11 protein-coding genes are annotated in these 15,632 nt (G+C 62.4%); 9 read left to right on the top strand and 2 right to left on the bottom strand.

What is annotated here, in order from left to right:
- Nucleotides 1-149 precede the first annotated feature (149 nt).
- The gene (locus AMK00_RS08300) at nucleotides 150-1,808 is read right to left on the bottom strand and encodes an acyl-CoA dehydrogenase family protein (protein ID WP_064810124.1); all 1,659 of its coding nucleotides are present in this window, start codon (nucleotides 1,806-1,808) and stop codon (nucleotides 150-152) included.
- 178 nt (nucleotides 1,809-1,986) lie between these two features.
- On the opposite strand from AMK00_RS08300, the gene AMK00_RS08295 reads away from it, so the two are divergent.
- The 9 genes from AMK00_RS08295 (at nucleotide 1,987) to rpmG (ending at nucleotide 13,503) form a co-directional block, all read left to right on the top strand.
- Complete coding sequence (locus tag AMK00_RS08295) at nucleotides 1,987-2,943, top strand: aspartate carbamoyltransferase catalytic subunit (protein WP_064801874.1); 957 nt, start codon at nucleotides 1,987-1,989, stop codon at nucleotides 2,941-2,943.
- Nucleotides 2,940-4,229, top strand: a complete 1,290-nt coding sequence (locus tag AMK00_RS08290; RefSeq protein ID WP_064801872.1) for a dihydroorotase — start codon at nucleotides 2,940-2,942, stop codon at nucleotides 4,227-4,229. The genes AMK00_RS08295 and AMK00_RS08290 overlap by 4 nt, the downstream gene beginning before the upstream one ends.
- A gap of 37 nt (nucleotides 4,230-4,266) precedes the next feature.
- Nucleotides 4,267-4,887 (top strand): glycerol-3-phosphate 1-O-acyltransferase PlsY, encoded by a 621-nt coding sequence (gene plsY / locus AMK00_RS08285; protein WP_064801870.1) that lies wholly within the window; start codon nucleotides 4,267-4,269, stop codon nucleotides 4,885-4,887.
- A complete protein-coding gene (dprA, locus tag AMK00_RS08280) occupies nucleotides 4,887-6,029 on the top strand; it encodes a DNA-processing protein DprA (protein ID WP_064810123.1) in 1,143 nt (380 codons plus the stop codon). The genes plsY and dprA overlap by 1 nt, the downstream gene beginning before the upstream one ends.
- A 227-nt stretch (nucleotides 6,030-6,256) precedes the next feature.
- Nucleotides 6,257-8,911 (top strand): type I DNA topoisomerase, encoded by a 2,655-nt coding sequence (topA, locus tag AMK00_RS08275; protein ID WP_064801867.1) that lies wholly within the window; start codon nucleotides 6,257-6,259, stop codon nucleotides 8,909-8,911.
- 1 nt (nucleotide 8,912) lies between these two features.
- Nucleotides 8,913-11,285 carry a ribonuclease R gene (rnr, locus tag AMK00_RS08270; RefSeq protein WP_064810122.1) on the top strand — a complete coding sequence of 791 codons (2,373 nt, stop codon included), beginning with the start codon at nucleotides 8,913-8,915 and terminating at the stop codon, nucleotides 11,283-11,285.
- A gap of 71 nt (nucleotides 11,286-11,356) precedes the next feature.
- Nucleotides 11,357-11,809 (top strand): DUF983 domain-containing protein, encoded by a 453-nt coding sequence (locus AMK00_RS08265; RefSeq protein ID WP_064801865.1) that lies wholly within the window; start codon nucleotides 11,357-11,359, stop codon nucleotides 11,807-11,809.
- Between the two features lie 250 nt (nucleotides 11,810-12,059).
- Nucleotides 12,060-13,244 carry an MFS transporter gene (locus AMK00_RS08260; protein WP_064801864.1) on the top strand — a complete coding sequence of 395 codons (1,185 nt, stop codon included), beginning with the start codon at nucleotides 12,060-12,062 and terminating at the stop codon, nucleotides 13,242-13,244.
- A gap of 91 nt (nucleotides 13,245-13,335) precedes the next feature.
- Complete coding sequence (gene rpmG, locus AMK00_RS08255; RefSeq protein ID WP_003587245.1) at nucleotides 13,336-13,503, top strand: 50S ribosomal protein L33; 168 nt, start codon at nucleotides 13,336-13,338, stop codon at nucleotides 13,501-13,503.
- Nucleotides 13,504-14,248: 745 nt separating this feature from the next.
- On the opposite strand, the gene AMK00_RS08250 is transcribed toward rpmG, so the two are convergent.
- Entirely contained in the window at nucleotides 14,249-15,622 is a 1,374-nt protein-coding gene (locus AMK00_RS08250; RefSeq protein WP_064801862.1) for a PleD family two-component system response regulator, read from the bottom strand.
- Nucleotides 15,623-15,632 lie beyond the last annotated feature (10 nt).

Below are 15,632 nucleotides of genomic sequence, written 5' to 3'. Positions count from 1 at the left end.
TGGCCCCTACGGGATTGGCGACGAAAAAGGCCACGAACAGGCATTGCAAAGCCTCGTCGACAACACCGTCAGAAAAATGCGATCGCAGATCTCGCAGGGATCGACTGGGAAGGCGACCTCGACGAGATACGTCATTCCCCCGCCGACAATCAGGGGGCCGGAGGGTAGAGCAGATCGACGACGTAGCTGGCGTCGAAGCGGGAGTCGAGCATGCCGTAAGTGGAGCGCCAGCCGCCGGCGAGGCGTGTCTCGATGAAGGCGTCGGCGATGCGCCCTGCCCCGAGCCGGTAGAGCTCGGCGGCGCCGGCGGCAAGTGCCAGCTGCTCGACAAGCAGGCGCGCCGCGCCCTCGTCCTGTTCGCAAAGCGCGATTGCTGCGCGCAACACGTCGATCGTCTTCTTGCCGGCAGGGCCGAGATCGCGGGCGAGACCTGCGAAGACCGTCTCGAACAGGTCCTTGCCACGGTTGAGCACGCGCAGCACATCCAGAGCCATCACGTTGCCGGAGCCTTCCCAGATGGCATTGACGGGGGCCTCGCGGTAATGGCGGGCGATCGGGCGCTCCTCGATGTAACCATTGCCGCCGATGCATTCCATCGCCTCATAGATCAGCGCGGGCGCGATCTTGCAGCACCAGTATTTGGCGACCGGCGTCATGACGCGGGCATAGGCCGCCTCCTCGGCATTGCCGCGCGCCTTGTCGAAAGCATCCGCAAGGCGGAAGGACAGCGCGGTGGCGGCAGCGACATCGAGCGCCATGTCGGCCAGCACGCGCGTCATGATCGGCTGGTTGACGAGCATCCTGCCGAAGACGCTGCGGCCGCGCGTGTGATGCACGGCCTCGGCCAGCGAGGCGCGCATGATGCCTGAGGAGGCCAGCGCGCAATCGAGCCGCGTCAACGTCACCATGTCGAGGATGGTGCGGATGCCGGCATCCGGGCCGCCGAGCAGGAAGCCGAAGGTGTCGGTGAACTCCACCTCTGAAGAGGCGTTAGAGCGGTTGCCGACCTTATCCTTCAGCCGCTGGAACTGCAGTCCGTTGGCGGACCCGTCCTCCAGCAGGCGCGGCACGAGGAAGCAGCCCATGCCCTCCTTCGTCTGCGCCAGCATGATGAAGGCATCGCTCATCGGCGCGGACATGAACCATTTGTGGCCGGAGAGCCGATAGATGCCTTCGCTGACCTTTTCGGCAGCGCTTTGATTGGCCCTGACATCGGTGCCGCCCTGCTTTTCAGTCATGCCCATGCCGATCGTCACGGCGGATTTCTGCATGGCGGGCCGGTTGGACGAATCATATTTGCGCGACAGGATCTTCGGCGCCCAGTCCTTCTGCACAGCAGGGGACGCCGACAGCGCGGCCACCGAGGCGCTCGTCATCGTCAGCGGGCAGAGATGGCCAGACTCCAGCTGTGCCGTCAGGTAAAATCGCGCGGCGCGGACCTTGTGGCCCGCGTCCTTCGCCTCAATATCGGCCTGCGGATCCCAGACGGAGGAATGCAGGCCGACCGACATGGAGCGACGCATCAGCGCGTGCCAGGCGGGATGAAACTCGACGACATCGAGGCGCTCGCCGCGCGGACCATGGGTGCGCAGCTGTGGCGCCCCCTGGTTTGCCATGCGCGCCAGCTCCTGTGCCTCCGGCGAGGTGACGTAGCGGCCGATATTTTCCAGGTCTTCACGGATGCCGCGCGGCAAGGCCGCCGTCAGATCGACAATCAGCGGATCGGACCGATAGGCATTGATGCCGGACCACAGGCTCGGCTGGTTGAGTTCTGCGAGTTTGTCGTCAGTCCGGTTTGCGGAGGTCATTGTTCGCTTCTAGTGCAAGAACCCGGCAAGGAAAACCGGAAGTTATGATTCGCTTTATTCTGCTCTATCGGAATTCGGGCGAAAATGCATGGGGACATAAGCCTTTGCCCACAGCGCGTGCTTGCCCCGGCGGGCGGCACTCATTATAGACCCGCAAGAGACAGCAAGAGGCAGGGTCATGGTCTTTTTCCCCCACCGCCACCTCATTGGCATCAAGGGCCTCACCGAGCAGGATATCACCTATCTTCTCGACAAGGCCGACGAAGCCGTCAAGATCAGCCGCCAGCGAGAGAAGAAGACGTCGACGCTGCGCGGATTGACGCAGATCAACCTCTTCTTCGAGGCATCGACCCGCACACAGGCCTCCTTCGAGCTTGCCGGCAAGCGGCTTGGCGCCGACGTCATGAACATGTCGGTCGGCAATTCCTCGGTGAAAAAAGGCGAAACGCTGATCGATACGGCGATGACGCTGAATGCGATGCGCCCGGACGTGCTGGTGATCCGCCATTCAAGCGCCGGTGCGGCCGCCCTTCTCGCCCAGAAAGTCTCCTGCTCGGTCGTCAATGCCGGCGACGGCCAGCATGAACACCCGACCCAGGCGTTGCTCGACGCGCTGACGATCCGCCGCGCCAAGGGCAAGCTTTCGCGCATCATCGTAGCGATCTGCGGCGACGTGCTGCACTCGCGCGTGGCGCGCTCCAATATCCTGCTGCTGAACGCGATGGGCGCACGCGTGCGCGTCGTCGCGCCCGCCACCCTCCTGCCCGCCGGCATCGCCGAGATGGGCGTCGAGGTGTTCCACTCGATGAAGGAAGGATTGAAGGACGCCGACGTCGTGATGATGCTGCGGCTGCAGCGAGAACGTATGTCCGGCGCCTTTGTGCCGTCGGTGCGCGAATACTATCACTTCTACGGACTCGACGCCGAAACGCTGAAAGCGGCGAAGGATGATGCGCTGGTCATGCACCCGGGGCCGATGAACCGCGGCGTCGAGATCGCCTCCGAGGTGGCCGATGGTCCGCAGAGCGTGATCGCCGAACAAGTGGAAATGGGGGTCGCAGTCCGTATGGCCGTCATGGAGACGCTGCTCGTCTCGCAGAACCAAGGTCCCCGAACCGACGGAATGATGGCATGAGCAACTCGATCGTCCTCAAGAATGTCCGCATCGTCGATCCCTCGCGCAATCTCGACGAGATCGGAACGATCGTCGCTAAAAATGGCGTGATTCTTGCCGCTGGCAGCGAGGCCCAGAACCAGGGCGCGCCGGAAGGCGCCGTCGTGCGCGACTGCACCGGCCTCGTGGCAACGCCCGGCCTCGTCGATGCGCGCGTCCATATCGGCGAGCCCGGCGGCGAGCATCGCGAGACGATCGCCTCGGCGAGCCGGGCGGCGGCAGCCGGCGGCATCACTTCGATCATCATGATGCCGGACACCGATCCCGTCATCGACGACATCGCGCTGGTCGAATTCGTCAAGAAGACGGCGCGGGACACGGCCGCCGTCAACGTCTATCCGGCAGCCGCCCTCACCAAGGGTCTTGCCGGCGAGGAGATGACGGAGATCGGCCTGTTGATGCAGGCGGGAGCCGTCGCCTTCACCGATGCTCATTCCAGTGTCCATAATACACAGGTGCTGCGCCGGATCATGACCTATGCGCGCGAATTCGGCGCCGTCATCTCCTGCGAGACCCGCGACAAATATCTCGGCGCCAATGGCGTCATGCATGAGGGCCTTTTCGCCAGCTGGCTGGGGCTCTCCGGCATTCCGAAGGAAGCCGAGCTGATCCCGCTCGAACGCGATCTCAGGGTGGCAGAGCTGACGCGCGGCCGTTATCACGCCGCGATGATCTCCGTGCCGGAGTCGGTCGAGGCCATCGAACGCGCCCGCAGCCGTGGCGCCAAGGTGACCTCGGGCATCTCGATCAACAATCTGGCGCTCAACGAGAACGACATCGGCGAATACCGCACCTTCTTCAAGCTCTATCCGCCGTTGCGCCCGGAGGACGATCGGGTCGCCATGGGCGAGGCGCTTGCGAGCGGCGCGATCGACATCATCGTCTCCTCGCACGACCCGCAGGATGTCGACACGAAGCGGCTGCCATTTGGCGAGGCGGCCGATGGCGCAGTCGGATTGGAAACGATGCTGGCGGCGGCCCTCAGGCTTCACCATGGCGGCCAGGTCGGCCTGATGCGGCTGATCGACGCCATGTCCACCCGCCCGGCACAAATCTTCGGCCTTGAGGCCGGCACGCTGAAGCCGGGTGCTGCGGCCGATATCACGCTGATCGATCTCGATGAGCCTTGGCTTGTCGCCAAAGACATGCTTCTCTCCCGCTCGAAGAACACGCCGTTCGAGGATGCGCGCTTCAGCGGGCGAGCGGTTGCGACCTACGTTTCGGGAAAGCTTGTCCACGCGGTTTAAGAGACGATCGGGACGATAAGGAGGGCTGAGGGGGCACATGTTATCCAATCTCATGTCATGGCAGATCACGCTGCCGATCGCACTTGCGGCCGCCGTCATCGGCTATCTCTTCGGCTCAATCCCCTTCGGCCTGATTCTCACCCGCGCCGCCGGCCTCGGCGATGTGCGCAGCATCGGCTCCGGCAATATCGGCGCGACCAATGTGCTCAGAACCGGAAACCGCAAGCTCGCCGCGGCAACCCTGCTGCTTGACGCCCTGAAGGCATCGGCGGCGGCCTGGATCGTCGGCTATTTCCTCGGTGAGGAGGCCGCGATCATCGCCGGCTTCTTCGCCTTCATCGGCCATCTCTTCCCCGTCTGGATCGGCTTCAAAGGCGGCAAGGGCGTGGCCACCTATATCGGCACACTTCTAGGCGTCGCGCCGATCATGGTGGTGCTATTCGCCGCCATCTGGCTGGCGGTCGCGGTCACCACCCGCTATTCCTCGCTGTCGGCCCTCGTCGCCATGCTCGTCATTCCGGTTGCCCTGTTGATACTCGGCAATGAAAAGGTCGCGGCCGTCATGGCGATCATGACGCTCATCTCCTACTGGAAGCACAAGGCAAATATTTCACGCCTGATGGGCGGAACGGAAAGCAAGATCGGGGCGAAGGGATAATGGACGCGCCGAGCGCGGGATCAACAGGTACGGTGCTAAGCGAAAGGCAGAGGATTGCCTGGCTGCGCCTGATCCGTTCCGACAATGTCGGCCCTGCAACCTTTCGCGATCTTATCAATCATTTCGGTTCGGCCGAGGCCGCACTCGCGGCGCTGCCGGAACTTTCGGCCCGCGGCGGCGCGACACGGGCCATCCGCATTGCCAGCGAGGCCGAGGCGCACCGGGAACTGGAGGCGGCGTATCGTTTCGGCGCCCGCTTTATCGGCATCGGCGAGCCGGACTATCCGCAGGCGCTGAAACAGATCGACGGCGCGCCGCCGCTTCTTGCCGTCAAGGGCGCACTTGCTGCCGCCAAACGACCGGCCGTCGGCATCGTCGGCTCCCGCAACGCGTCGGCCGCAGGCACCAAATTCGCGGCGATGGTGGCGCGCGACTGCGGCCGGGCGGGTTATACGGTGATCTCCGGCCTGGCGCGCGGCATCGACACGGCAGCGCATCGGGCAAGCCTCGGCACGGGCACAATCGCCGCCCTTGCCGGCGGTCTCGACAAGCCCTACCCGCCGGAGAATATCGGCCTCATCGAAGAGATAACCGGCGGCAACGGCCTGGCGGTGAGCGAAATGCCTTTCGGCTGGGAGCCCCGCGCCCGCGATTTCCCGCGCCGGAACCGGCTGATTGCCGGCATCGCGCTTGGCGTGGTGATCATCGAAGCGGCGATGCGATCGGGCTCGCTGATCACGGCACGGCTCGCCGGCGAGTTCGGCCGCCTGGTGTTTGCCGTGCCAGGCTCGCCGCTCGATCCGCGCTGTCACGGCACCAACAGCCTGCTCAAGGACGGCGCTTCGATCGTTACCGAACCTGCCGATGTCACCGAAGCCCTGGCGCCGCTTGCGCAACTCGACCTCTTCCCCTTGTCGATGGAGGAGGAGCCGGCACGCGAGAGCCGGGCAATAACGATGCCACCCGGCGATTCGGACCGGATGCGCATCATCGGCGCGCTCGGGCCGACGCCTGTCGAGATCGACGACGTCATCCGCCACACCGGCCTTGCGGCATCCGCGGTCTATCTCATCCTTCTGGAACTCGATATATCAGGCAGGCTGCATCGGCATCAGGGCGGTCTCGTCTCGCTTTCCGATTGAAGCTTGCGGGGAACGGGGGAACTGCGTGTTGAAAACTGCACTGGCGCAATCTAGCATTGTTTTCTGCTGCAAATCTTGTTTCGCTTGCACCGTACGCAAGAAGTAAAATTGTTGCAAACCCCTTGACCGCAGCGATTTCCCTGTCCATGTCGGAGGGCCGGTATCCAATGTTGCGCTGCGTGTTGCGCTGGCTTCCACGCCGGCGTAGCTGTTTTTAGAGAATCATCATGAATGTTGTAGTGGTGGAATCGCCTGCCAAGGCCAAGACGATCAATAAGTATCTGGGTTCGGGATACAAAGTGCTCGCCTCCTTCGGCCATGTGCGCGATCTGCCTGCCAAGGACGGCTCCGTTCTTCCCGATCAGGATTTCGAAATGCTCTGGGAGGTCGACGGCGCTTCGGCCAAGCGGATGAAGGACATCGCCGATGCGGTGAAGTCCTCCGACGGGCTGTTTCTCGCGACCGACCCCGATCGCGAAGGCGAAGCGATTTCCTGGCACGTCCTCGACATGCTGAACAAGAAGCGGGTGCTGAACGGCAAGTCCGTCAAGCGCGTCGTCTTCAACGCAATCACCAAGAAGGCCGTCCTCGATGCGATGGCCGATCCGCGCGATATCGACGTGCCGCTGGTCGACGCCTATCTAGCGCGCCGCGCGCTCGACTATCTCGTCGGTTTCAATCTTTCGCCGGTGCTGTGGCGCAAGCTGCCGGGCGCGCGTTCGGCCGGCCGCGTCCAGTCGGTCGCGCTTCGTCTGGTCTGCGACCGCGAATCCGAGATCGAGCGCTTCATATCGGAAGAATACTGGAACATTTCGGCGCTGCTGAAGACTCCCCGCGGCGACGAGTTCGAGGCCAGGCTGGTTTCTGCGCACGGCAAGCGACTGCAGCCGCGCGCGATCGGCAACGGCGAGGATGCGGGCCGCCTGAAGGCCCTGCTCGAAGGCGCCAGCTATATCGTCGACACGGTCGAGGCAAAACCAGTCAAGCGCAACCCGGGACCGCCGTTCACCACCTCGACGCTGCAGCAGGCCGCCTCCTCCAATCTTGGCTTCTCCGCCTCGCGCACGATGCAGATCGCCCAGAAGCTCTATGAGGGCGTCGATATCGGCGGCGAGACCGTCGGTCTTATCACCTATATGCGAACCGACGGCGTTCAGATGGCCCCCGAAGCGATCGACGCAGCGCGGCGTGCCATCCTCGACCAGTTCGGCGAACGCTACCTACCTGAGAAGGCCCGCTTCTACTCGACCAAGGCGAAGAACGCCCAGGAGGCGCACGAGGCGATCCGCCCGACCGATTTTTACCGCTCTCCGGACCGCGTGCGCAAATTCCTCGACGCCGATCAGATCAGGCTCTACGAGCTAATCTGGAAGCGTGGCATCGCCAGCCAGATGGCTTCGGCCGAGATCGAGCGCACGACGGCCGAAATCACAGCCGAGAACAAGGGCGAGAAGGCCGGCCTGCGCGCGGTCGGTTCGGTCATCCGCTTCGACGGCTTCATCGCCGCCTATACCGACCAGAAGGAGGACGGCGAGCAGAGCGACGACGGCGACGAGGATGGTCGCCTTCCGGAGATCAATGCGCGCGAGACGCTCGCCAAGCAGAAGATCAATTCGACCCAGCATTTCACCGAACCGCCGCCGCGTTATTCGGAAGCTTCGCTGATCAAGAAGATGGAAGAGCTTGGCATCGGCCGTCCCTCGACCTATGCAGCCACACTGGCGACGCTGCGCGACCGCGACTATGTGACGATCGACAAGCGCAAGCTGATCCCGCAGGCCAAGGGTCGGCTGGTGACGGCCTTCCTCGAAAGCTTCTTCACCAAATATGTCGAATATGATTTCACCGCCGACCTCGAGGAGAAACTCGACCGAATTTCCGCCGGTGAATTGAACTGGAAGCAGGTGCTGCGCGATTTCTGGAAGGATTTCTTCGCGCAGATCGAAGACACGAAGGAACTGCGCGTCACCAACGTGCTCGATTCTTTGAACGAGGCGCTGGCGCCGCTCGTCTTCCCGAAGCGCGAGGATGGCGGCGACCCGAGGATCTGTCAGGTCTGCGGTACTGGCAACCTTTCCCTGAAGCTTGGCAGATACGGCGCCTTCGTCGGCTGTTCAAATTATCCGGAATGCAACTACACCCGCCAGCTTTCTTCAGAAAACGGCGGAGAAGCGGAGGGTGTCGCGCTCAACGAGCCGAAGAGCCTCGGCACCGATCCGACGACCGGCGAGGAACTGACGCTGCGTTCCGGCCGCTTCGGACCCTATATCCAACGCGGCGACGGCAAGGAGGCCAAACGCGCCTCGCTGCCGAAGGGCTGGAAGCCTGAGGATATCGACTATGAAAAGGCGATGGCGCTGATCTCGCTGCCGCGCGATATCGGCAAACATCCCGAAACCGGGAAGATGATCTCGTCGGGCATCGGCCGCTACGGGCCGTTCCTTCTGCATGACGGCTCCTACGCCAATCTGGAGACCGTCGAGGATGTCTTCTCCGTCGGCCTCAATCGAGCCGTGACGCTGATTGCCGAAAAAGCCAACAAGGCGCCGGGCCGCGGCGCGCGCGGTACGCCGGCGGCTCTGAAGACGCTCGGCGACCATCCCGACGGCGGCGCCATCACCGTTCGCGACGGCAAATACGGCCCCTATGTCAACTGGGGCAAGGTCAACGCGACCCTGCCGAAGGGCAAGGATCCGCAGGCGATCACCATCGAGGAGGCGCTTGCGCTGATCACCGAAAAGGCCGGCAAGGCCCCGGCCGGCAAGACGGCCAGGGCGAAAGCCAAGCCGAAGGCGGCCGCTGCCGAAGCCAAGGCAACCAAGACGGCCGCCAAGCCGAAGGCAACGAAGGCGAAGGCGCCCGCGAAATCGAAAAAGAGCTGACGTGAGCAAGACACCGCGCGACAGAACGAACCCCGCGGGCAAGCGCCCGGGCAAGATCGGCCGCGCCGGCAGGGATATTTCCGCCGTCGAACCGCTGAACATCGTCCACGGCACGCTGCCCTCGCGGGAAGTGATCCTGCGTTTCATCGCCGATCATCCGCAGAAGGCTTCCAAGCGTGAACTTGCCAAGGCGTTCGGGCTGAAAGGTGACAGTCGCGTCGAGCTCAAGCACATGCTGCAGGAGCTCGAGCAGGAAGGCATGCTGCAAAAGAGCCGCAAGTCGCTCATTCGTCCCGGCGCTCTTCCGCCCGTCACCGTTCTCGATATCACGACGCGCGATAAGGACGGCGACCTGATCGGCCGGCCGGCGGAATGGCCAGAGGAGCAGGGTGTGGCGCCTGCCGTCGCCATCCGTCAGCAATCGCCGGCAGGCCGCCAGGGTAAGGGCAAGGCGCCCGTCGCCGGGCTCGGCGACCGAATCTTGGCGAAGATCTTCCCGGCCGTCGATCGCGGCGGGCCGGCTTATTCAGCGCGTATCATCAAGGTGATCGACAGGCGCCGCGGTGCGGCGATGGGCGTTTTCCGCAGCGCGCCGGGCGGCGGCGGCCGCCTGTTGCCAATCGAACGGCGCGGCGAAGAGATGGTGATCGACCCCGACTATACCGGCGGCGCCAAGGATGGCGACTTGGTCGAGATTGAAGTTGCGCGCCTCGGGCGCTTCGGCCTGCCGCGCGCCAAGGTCCTTTCCGTCGTCGGCTCGGTCGGCTCGGAAAAGGCGATCTCGATGATCGCGATCCATGCGCACGGCATCCCGCATATCTTCCCGCCGGCCGTGATCGCCGAGGCGGAAGCGGCAAAACCAGCGACGATGGCGCATCGTGAAGATTGGCGCGACGTGCCGCTGATCACCATCGATCCGGCCGACGCCAAGGACCATGACGACGCAGTTTACGCCGAGATCGACCCCTCGCCCGACAATGCCGGCGGCGTTATCGTCACCGTCGCGATCGCCGACGTCTCCTGGTATGTCCGCCCCAATTCGCCGCTCGACCGCGAGGCGCTGAAGCGCGGCAACTCGGTCTATTTCCCCGATCGCGTCGTGCCGATGCTGCCGGAGCGCATCTCCAATGATCTCTGCTCGCTGAAGGAAGGCGTCGACCGCCCGGCGATCGCCGTGCGCATGAGCTTCTCGGGCGAAGGCCGCAAGATCGGCCATACCTTTCATCGCATCATGATGAAGAGTGCCGCCAAGCTCTCCTATCAGCAGGCGCAGGCGGCGATCGACGGAAGACCGGATGATCAGACGGGACCCATGCTCGAGCCGATCCTGAAACCGCTCTGGCACGCTTATGGAGTAATGAAGCGCGGACGCGACCGGCGCCAGCCGCTGGAACTCGACATGCCGGAGCGCAAGATCCTGCTGAAACCGGACGGCACGGTCGACCGGGTCTTCGTGCCGCCGCGGCTCGATGCGCACAAGCTGATCGAAGAGATGATGATTCAGGCGAATGTCTGCGCCGCCGAGACGCTCGAGAAGAAGCGTCAGCCGCTGGTCTACCGCATTCATGACGGCCCGACGCTTGCCAAGCAGGAAGTCTTGCGCGAGTTCCTGGCGACACTCGGCATCTCGCTCGCCAAGGGCGGCAATATGCGCGCCAACAGCTTCAACGGCATCCTGGCCAAGGCGGACGGCACGGCACACCAGACCATGGTCAATGAGATGGTGCTGCGCTCGCAGAGTCAGGCGATCTACAGCCCCGAGAATATCGGCCATTTCGGTCTTAACCTGATGAAGTACGCCCACTTCACCTCGCCGATCCGCCGCTACGCCGATCTCATCGTGCATCGGGCGCTGGTCGGTTCGCTCGGCTTCGGCGAAGGCGGCATCACCCCCGACGAAGAAGCCTCGCTCGACGATATCGCCGCCGAAATCTCGACCTTCGAGCGCCGGGCGATGGCGGCCGAGCGCGAGACCATCGACCGGCTGATCGCTCATCATTTGAGCACCCGCGTCGGCGAGGAGTTTGCCGGCCGCGTCTCCGGAGTTACGAAATCCGGGCTCTTTATTACCTTGCCGGACTATGGCGCCGACGGTTTCGTTCCTATATCTACGCTCGGCACCGATTATTTCATCTATGACGAGGCGCATCAGGCACTGTCGGGTGAAAAGACGGGCCTCGGCTATCGTCTTGGCGACAGCGTCACAGTGAAGCTTGCGGAAGCAATTCCGCTGGCCGGCGCGCTGCGTTTCGAGATGCTGAGCGAAGGACGCGAGATGCCGACGGCGGTGCGTTCCTTCCATAAGGCCGGCCGCCGCGACAGGGGACAGGTCCGCAAGAAACCGGGAACGCGCCCCCCGCGCGGGCGCCGCTAAGCCACGGGGTCGAAAGCAGCAATGGTCCCATTGCGGCGCTTCATGCTTTTTGCCTGAAAGAGGAAGATGCAATGAACACACCGACCGATCCGGTCGTCCGCTACGGGGATGGACCCGAAGCCGAGCGTCCGCTCGGGCGTTCCATCATGCGCGGGCTGTTGAACCGCTGCCCGGCCTGCGGCAACGGCAAGCTCTTCCGCGCCTTCCTGAAACCGGTCGATCATTGCGGCGCCTGCGGCGAGGCGATACATCACCATCGCTCCGACGACCTGCCGCCCTATATCGTCATCCTGGTCCTCGGCCACGTCCTCGTCGGCGGCTACATGCTGACCGATCTGACCTTCGTGTTGCCGGTATGGGTCCATCTTGCCATATGGGCGCCGATCACGGTCATCGCCGCGATCGCCTCGATCCAGCCGATCAAGGGCGGCGTCATCGGCCTGCAATGGGCGTTGCGCATGCATGGTTTCGGCGGCGAGAGCGACAGTCCCGATGATTACGAGCTTCCCCGCCGGCCGGATTGAGCGCCTTCACCTTCCAGACATATTTAGCGTGTAGTGCCAGCGCTCCACCGACCACCACCGACACGCGGGAGTCAACGATCTTCAACGACTTGACACGGTAAGCTTTTCTTGTCTGAACAGGCTTTACATTCCGCAGATCACATCGGAAATACTGCGAAACGCCGCCCGTCACCTGGATTTGGCACATCTGTGTCCCTTCTATGTGAGACGAGAGGTCGATTCGCTCGCGCAGCTTTCTAAGGATGGATAAATGTCTCAGCCGAGAACCGGCACACCGGGCGATGTCGAAGAAATCCATTGGCCTTCTCTGGTGGCAGCCATCTCGTCCATTTCAGCCGTCGGCATAGCAATCGGTCTCGGACTCCCGCTTCTCAGCATCATCCTCGAAAAACGCGGCATCTCATCCACGTTGATCGGGCTCAACACGGCGATGGCCGGGATCTCGGCGATGGCCGCGGCACCCGTTACCACCAAGCTCGCCCACAAATACGGCGTTGCGCCGACGATGCTCTGGGCGGTGCTGATTTCGGCGCTGAGTGCGCTCGGCTTCTATTATGCCGAGGATTTCTGGATGTGGTTTCCGCTACGTTTCGCCTTCCATGGCGCAACGACGACGCTGTTCATTCTCTCCGAATTCTGGATCAACGCCGCCTCGCCGCCATCCAAGCGCGGCTTTGTTCTCGGCATTTATGCGACCGTGCTTTCCCTCGGATTCGCTGCAGGACCCCTGCTCTTTTCGATACTCGGCAGCGACGGCATCTTTCCCTTCCTGGTCGGCGCGGGCGCCATCCTGCTTGCCGCCATTCCGATTTTCATCGCCCGTGACGAAAGCCCGGTGCTCGAGGAAAAGCCGGAATTGCATTTCATGCGCTACGTCCTGCTGGTGCCGACAGCGACGGCTGCCGTCTTCATCTTCGGCGCGGTCGAAGCTGGCGGGCTGTCACTTTTTCCGATTTTTGCCGTGCGCGCCCATTTCACCGAATCGCAGGCGGCGCTGCTGCTCACCATGATGGGCGTCGGCAACGTCATCTTCCAGATTCCCCTCGGCCTGCTCTCCGACCGCATCCGCGACAAGCGACCGCTTCTGGCAGGGATGGCGCTGATGGGCTTTATCGGCTCGATGACGCTGCCGATCCTCGTCAACAACTGGCTGCTGATGGCCGGGATGCTGCTCTTCTGGGGTGGCTGCGTCTCCGGCCTCTACACGGTCGGCCTCAGCCATCTCGGTTCGCGGCTGACGGGCTCCGATCTGGCTGCCGCCAATGCCGCCTTCGTCTTCTGTTATGCGATGGGAACCGTGGCTGGGCCACAGGTGATCGGCGCGGCAATCGACGTCGCCGGAAACAATGGTTTTGCCTGGGCGATTGCCGCTTTCTTCGGCCTTTATGCCCTACTTTCCGGCATCAGATTGATGTTCGTTCGAAAACGGACTTGACTTTTCGGGCGGGATTCGTAGTTTCGCGCCAGAATTTGCCGTGGAGCCCATCCGGCTTCCACGGCTTTCATTTCTTAAAGGCAGGACGACCATGGCCAAGGCTACAACAATCAAGATCAAGCTGCTGTCGACAGCCGACACCGGTTTCTTCTACGTCACGACGAAGAACAGCCGTACGATGACGGACAAGATGACGAAGACGAAGTATGACCCGATTGCTAAGAAGCATGTCGAGTTCAAGGAAACCAAGATCAAGTAATCACTTGGCCTGACGGATTTCAAAAAGCGCGCGCCTCCGGGTTGCGCGTTTTTTTTGTCCTGGAAGATGGCCTTGGAAATGATAGCGCAAACAGACAAACGCCGCCCTTCCATCTTCGGGAAGTGGCGGCGTTTTCTTGAAAGGGGGTCGGCCAGCATGCAAAACGGCACGAGGAACCGTTATGACTTGCCTACTAGCCGACCGACCCCACGACCCAGGAGATGCGGCGGACCTGAGCATCATGGGGTATCGACAACTCCTCTGCGGGAGCGCTTCTTTTATGAGCCGATAATTTGCGCAGAAATGAAAGAAAATCAACAAATTCTTAATGATGAATTTTCCGAGCTTGATTCTATGGTTAAAAGTCCAGTTTTGGAACATACAAAGATTCGGCGGCTCTGCTTGACGGCTAAGCCTAATGACGACGGGCTGGAAGAAGTTCGACAATATAACTTACTAACTTAAGCAGCCCCTCCCCTTACGTGAGGTGATGCCACCACACTTTATTTGACCCTGTTGGCGGCGGGCGTTTTTTATAGTCTTCATTTCATTTTGGGCTGAGCTCCGGCATTCCGAAGACTGTCGCGCCGCACCATATCCACAGCAACGCCGGGAGTCCATTTTGGGCTACCGGGCTGGAAAAATCTGGGCCTGTGTCGCACAGGCGAAGGTTAAATATCGGTAATAAACCGCTTACCGCAGTGGAAAACCCGCAAATGGCCGATATGGCGCCCAAAGTGATTCGTCAGGCAGCCGCTGCGACCACGCGATTGCGGCCGGTATTCTTGGCCTCGTAAAGAGCAAGATCGGCCTGCTTCATCAGCTGGTCCGGGGTCAGCACAGCGCCAATGCGCGAGGCGATGCCGAAGGACGCGGTGACATTCAGGGCTTCACTTGAGCGCTTCAGCATGAAGGGAGCGCTTTCGACAGCCGCGCGCAGGCGCTCGGCGACAGCGGCGGCAACTTCCGGCGAGGTGTCCGGCATCACGACGACGAATTCCTCTCCGCCGTAACGGCAGGCGAGATCGGCGCCGCGGATGGTCGAACGGACGCGGTTTGCGAATTCGCGCAGCACTTCGTCGCCACCGTCATGGCCGTAGGTGTCGTTCACCTGCTTGAAACGGTCGATATCAGTGATCAGCACTGAAAGCGGCCGGCCCCGCGCCATCGACCGGTTGAAGAGCACGTTCAGGTGATTGTCGAGATAACGTCTGTTGTAAAGGCCGGTCAGTGGATCGGTCACGGCCAGCTCGATCGTCTGCTTGACGCTGGCGCGCAGACGGTCGTTGTAGCGCTTGCGACGGATCTGCGTCAGGCTGCGGGCGACGAGCTCGTTGGGATCGACGGGGCGGATGATGTAGTCGTTGACGCCGAGATCAAGGGCGCGGACGACCATGTCGTCGGCGCCCTGCTCGGTGATGATCAGGATCGGCAGGAAGCGTGTGCGCTCCAGCGAGCGCAGTTGCGAGCAGAGGCGAAGCGGATCGTAATCGTCGAAATTGGCATTGACGATGACGAGATCGAACATGTTCTCGGCCGCCTCGAAGAGGGCCGCCTGCGGATCGGAGAGGGCAAGCACATTGGCGACGGGCTTCAATGCCCTGACGATGCGCTCTTGCGAATTGGCGCGGCCATCGACCAACAACACCTGGCCGGCCTCGTCGCCACGGCCTTCGCCTGCCCGCATCAGATCGCCCATACCCATCGTATGAGCGGTGTCGGCGCGGATGCGCAGTTCGTCGCTCAACGTCTTCAGCCGCAGCAGGCTCTTCACCCGCGAGATCAGTTGCAGATCGTTGACCGGCTTGGTGAGAAAATCGTCGGCGCCGGCCTTCAGACCGCGCACGCGATCGGCAGGCTGGTCGAGTGCGGTGACCATGACGACGGGAATATGGGCGGTCTTCTGACTGGCCTTCAGCCGCTCGCAGACCTCGAAACCATCGATACCGGGCATCATGATGTCGAGCAGGATCAGGTCGACCTGGTTGCGCTCGCAGATTGCCAGCGCTTCGTGACCGTCGGCAGCGGTCATCACGTCGAAATACTCCGCGAGCAGCCGCGCTTCAAGCAGCTTCACGTTGGCCGGAATATCGTCAACCACCAGTATTCGCGCGGTCATAAGCGTCTTT

The sequence above is a fragment of the Rhizobium sp. N621 genome, assembly GCF_001664325.1.
GTDB lineage: Bacteria > Pseudomonadota > Alphaproteobacteria > Rhizobiales > Rhizobiaceae > Rhizobium > Rhizobium esperanzae.
The sequence above is the reverse complement of the archived record's forward strand: the minus strand, read 5'-3'. Positions and strand labels throughout refer to the sequence as shown.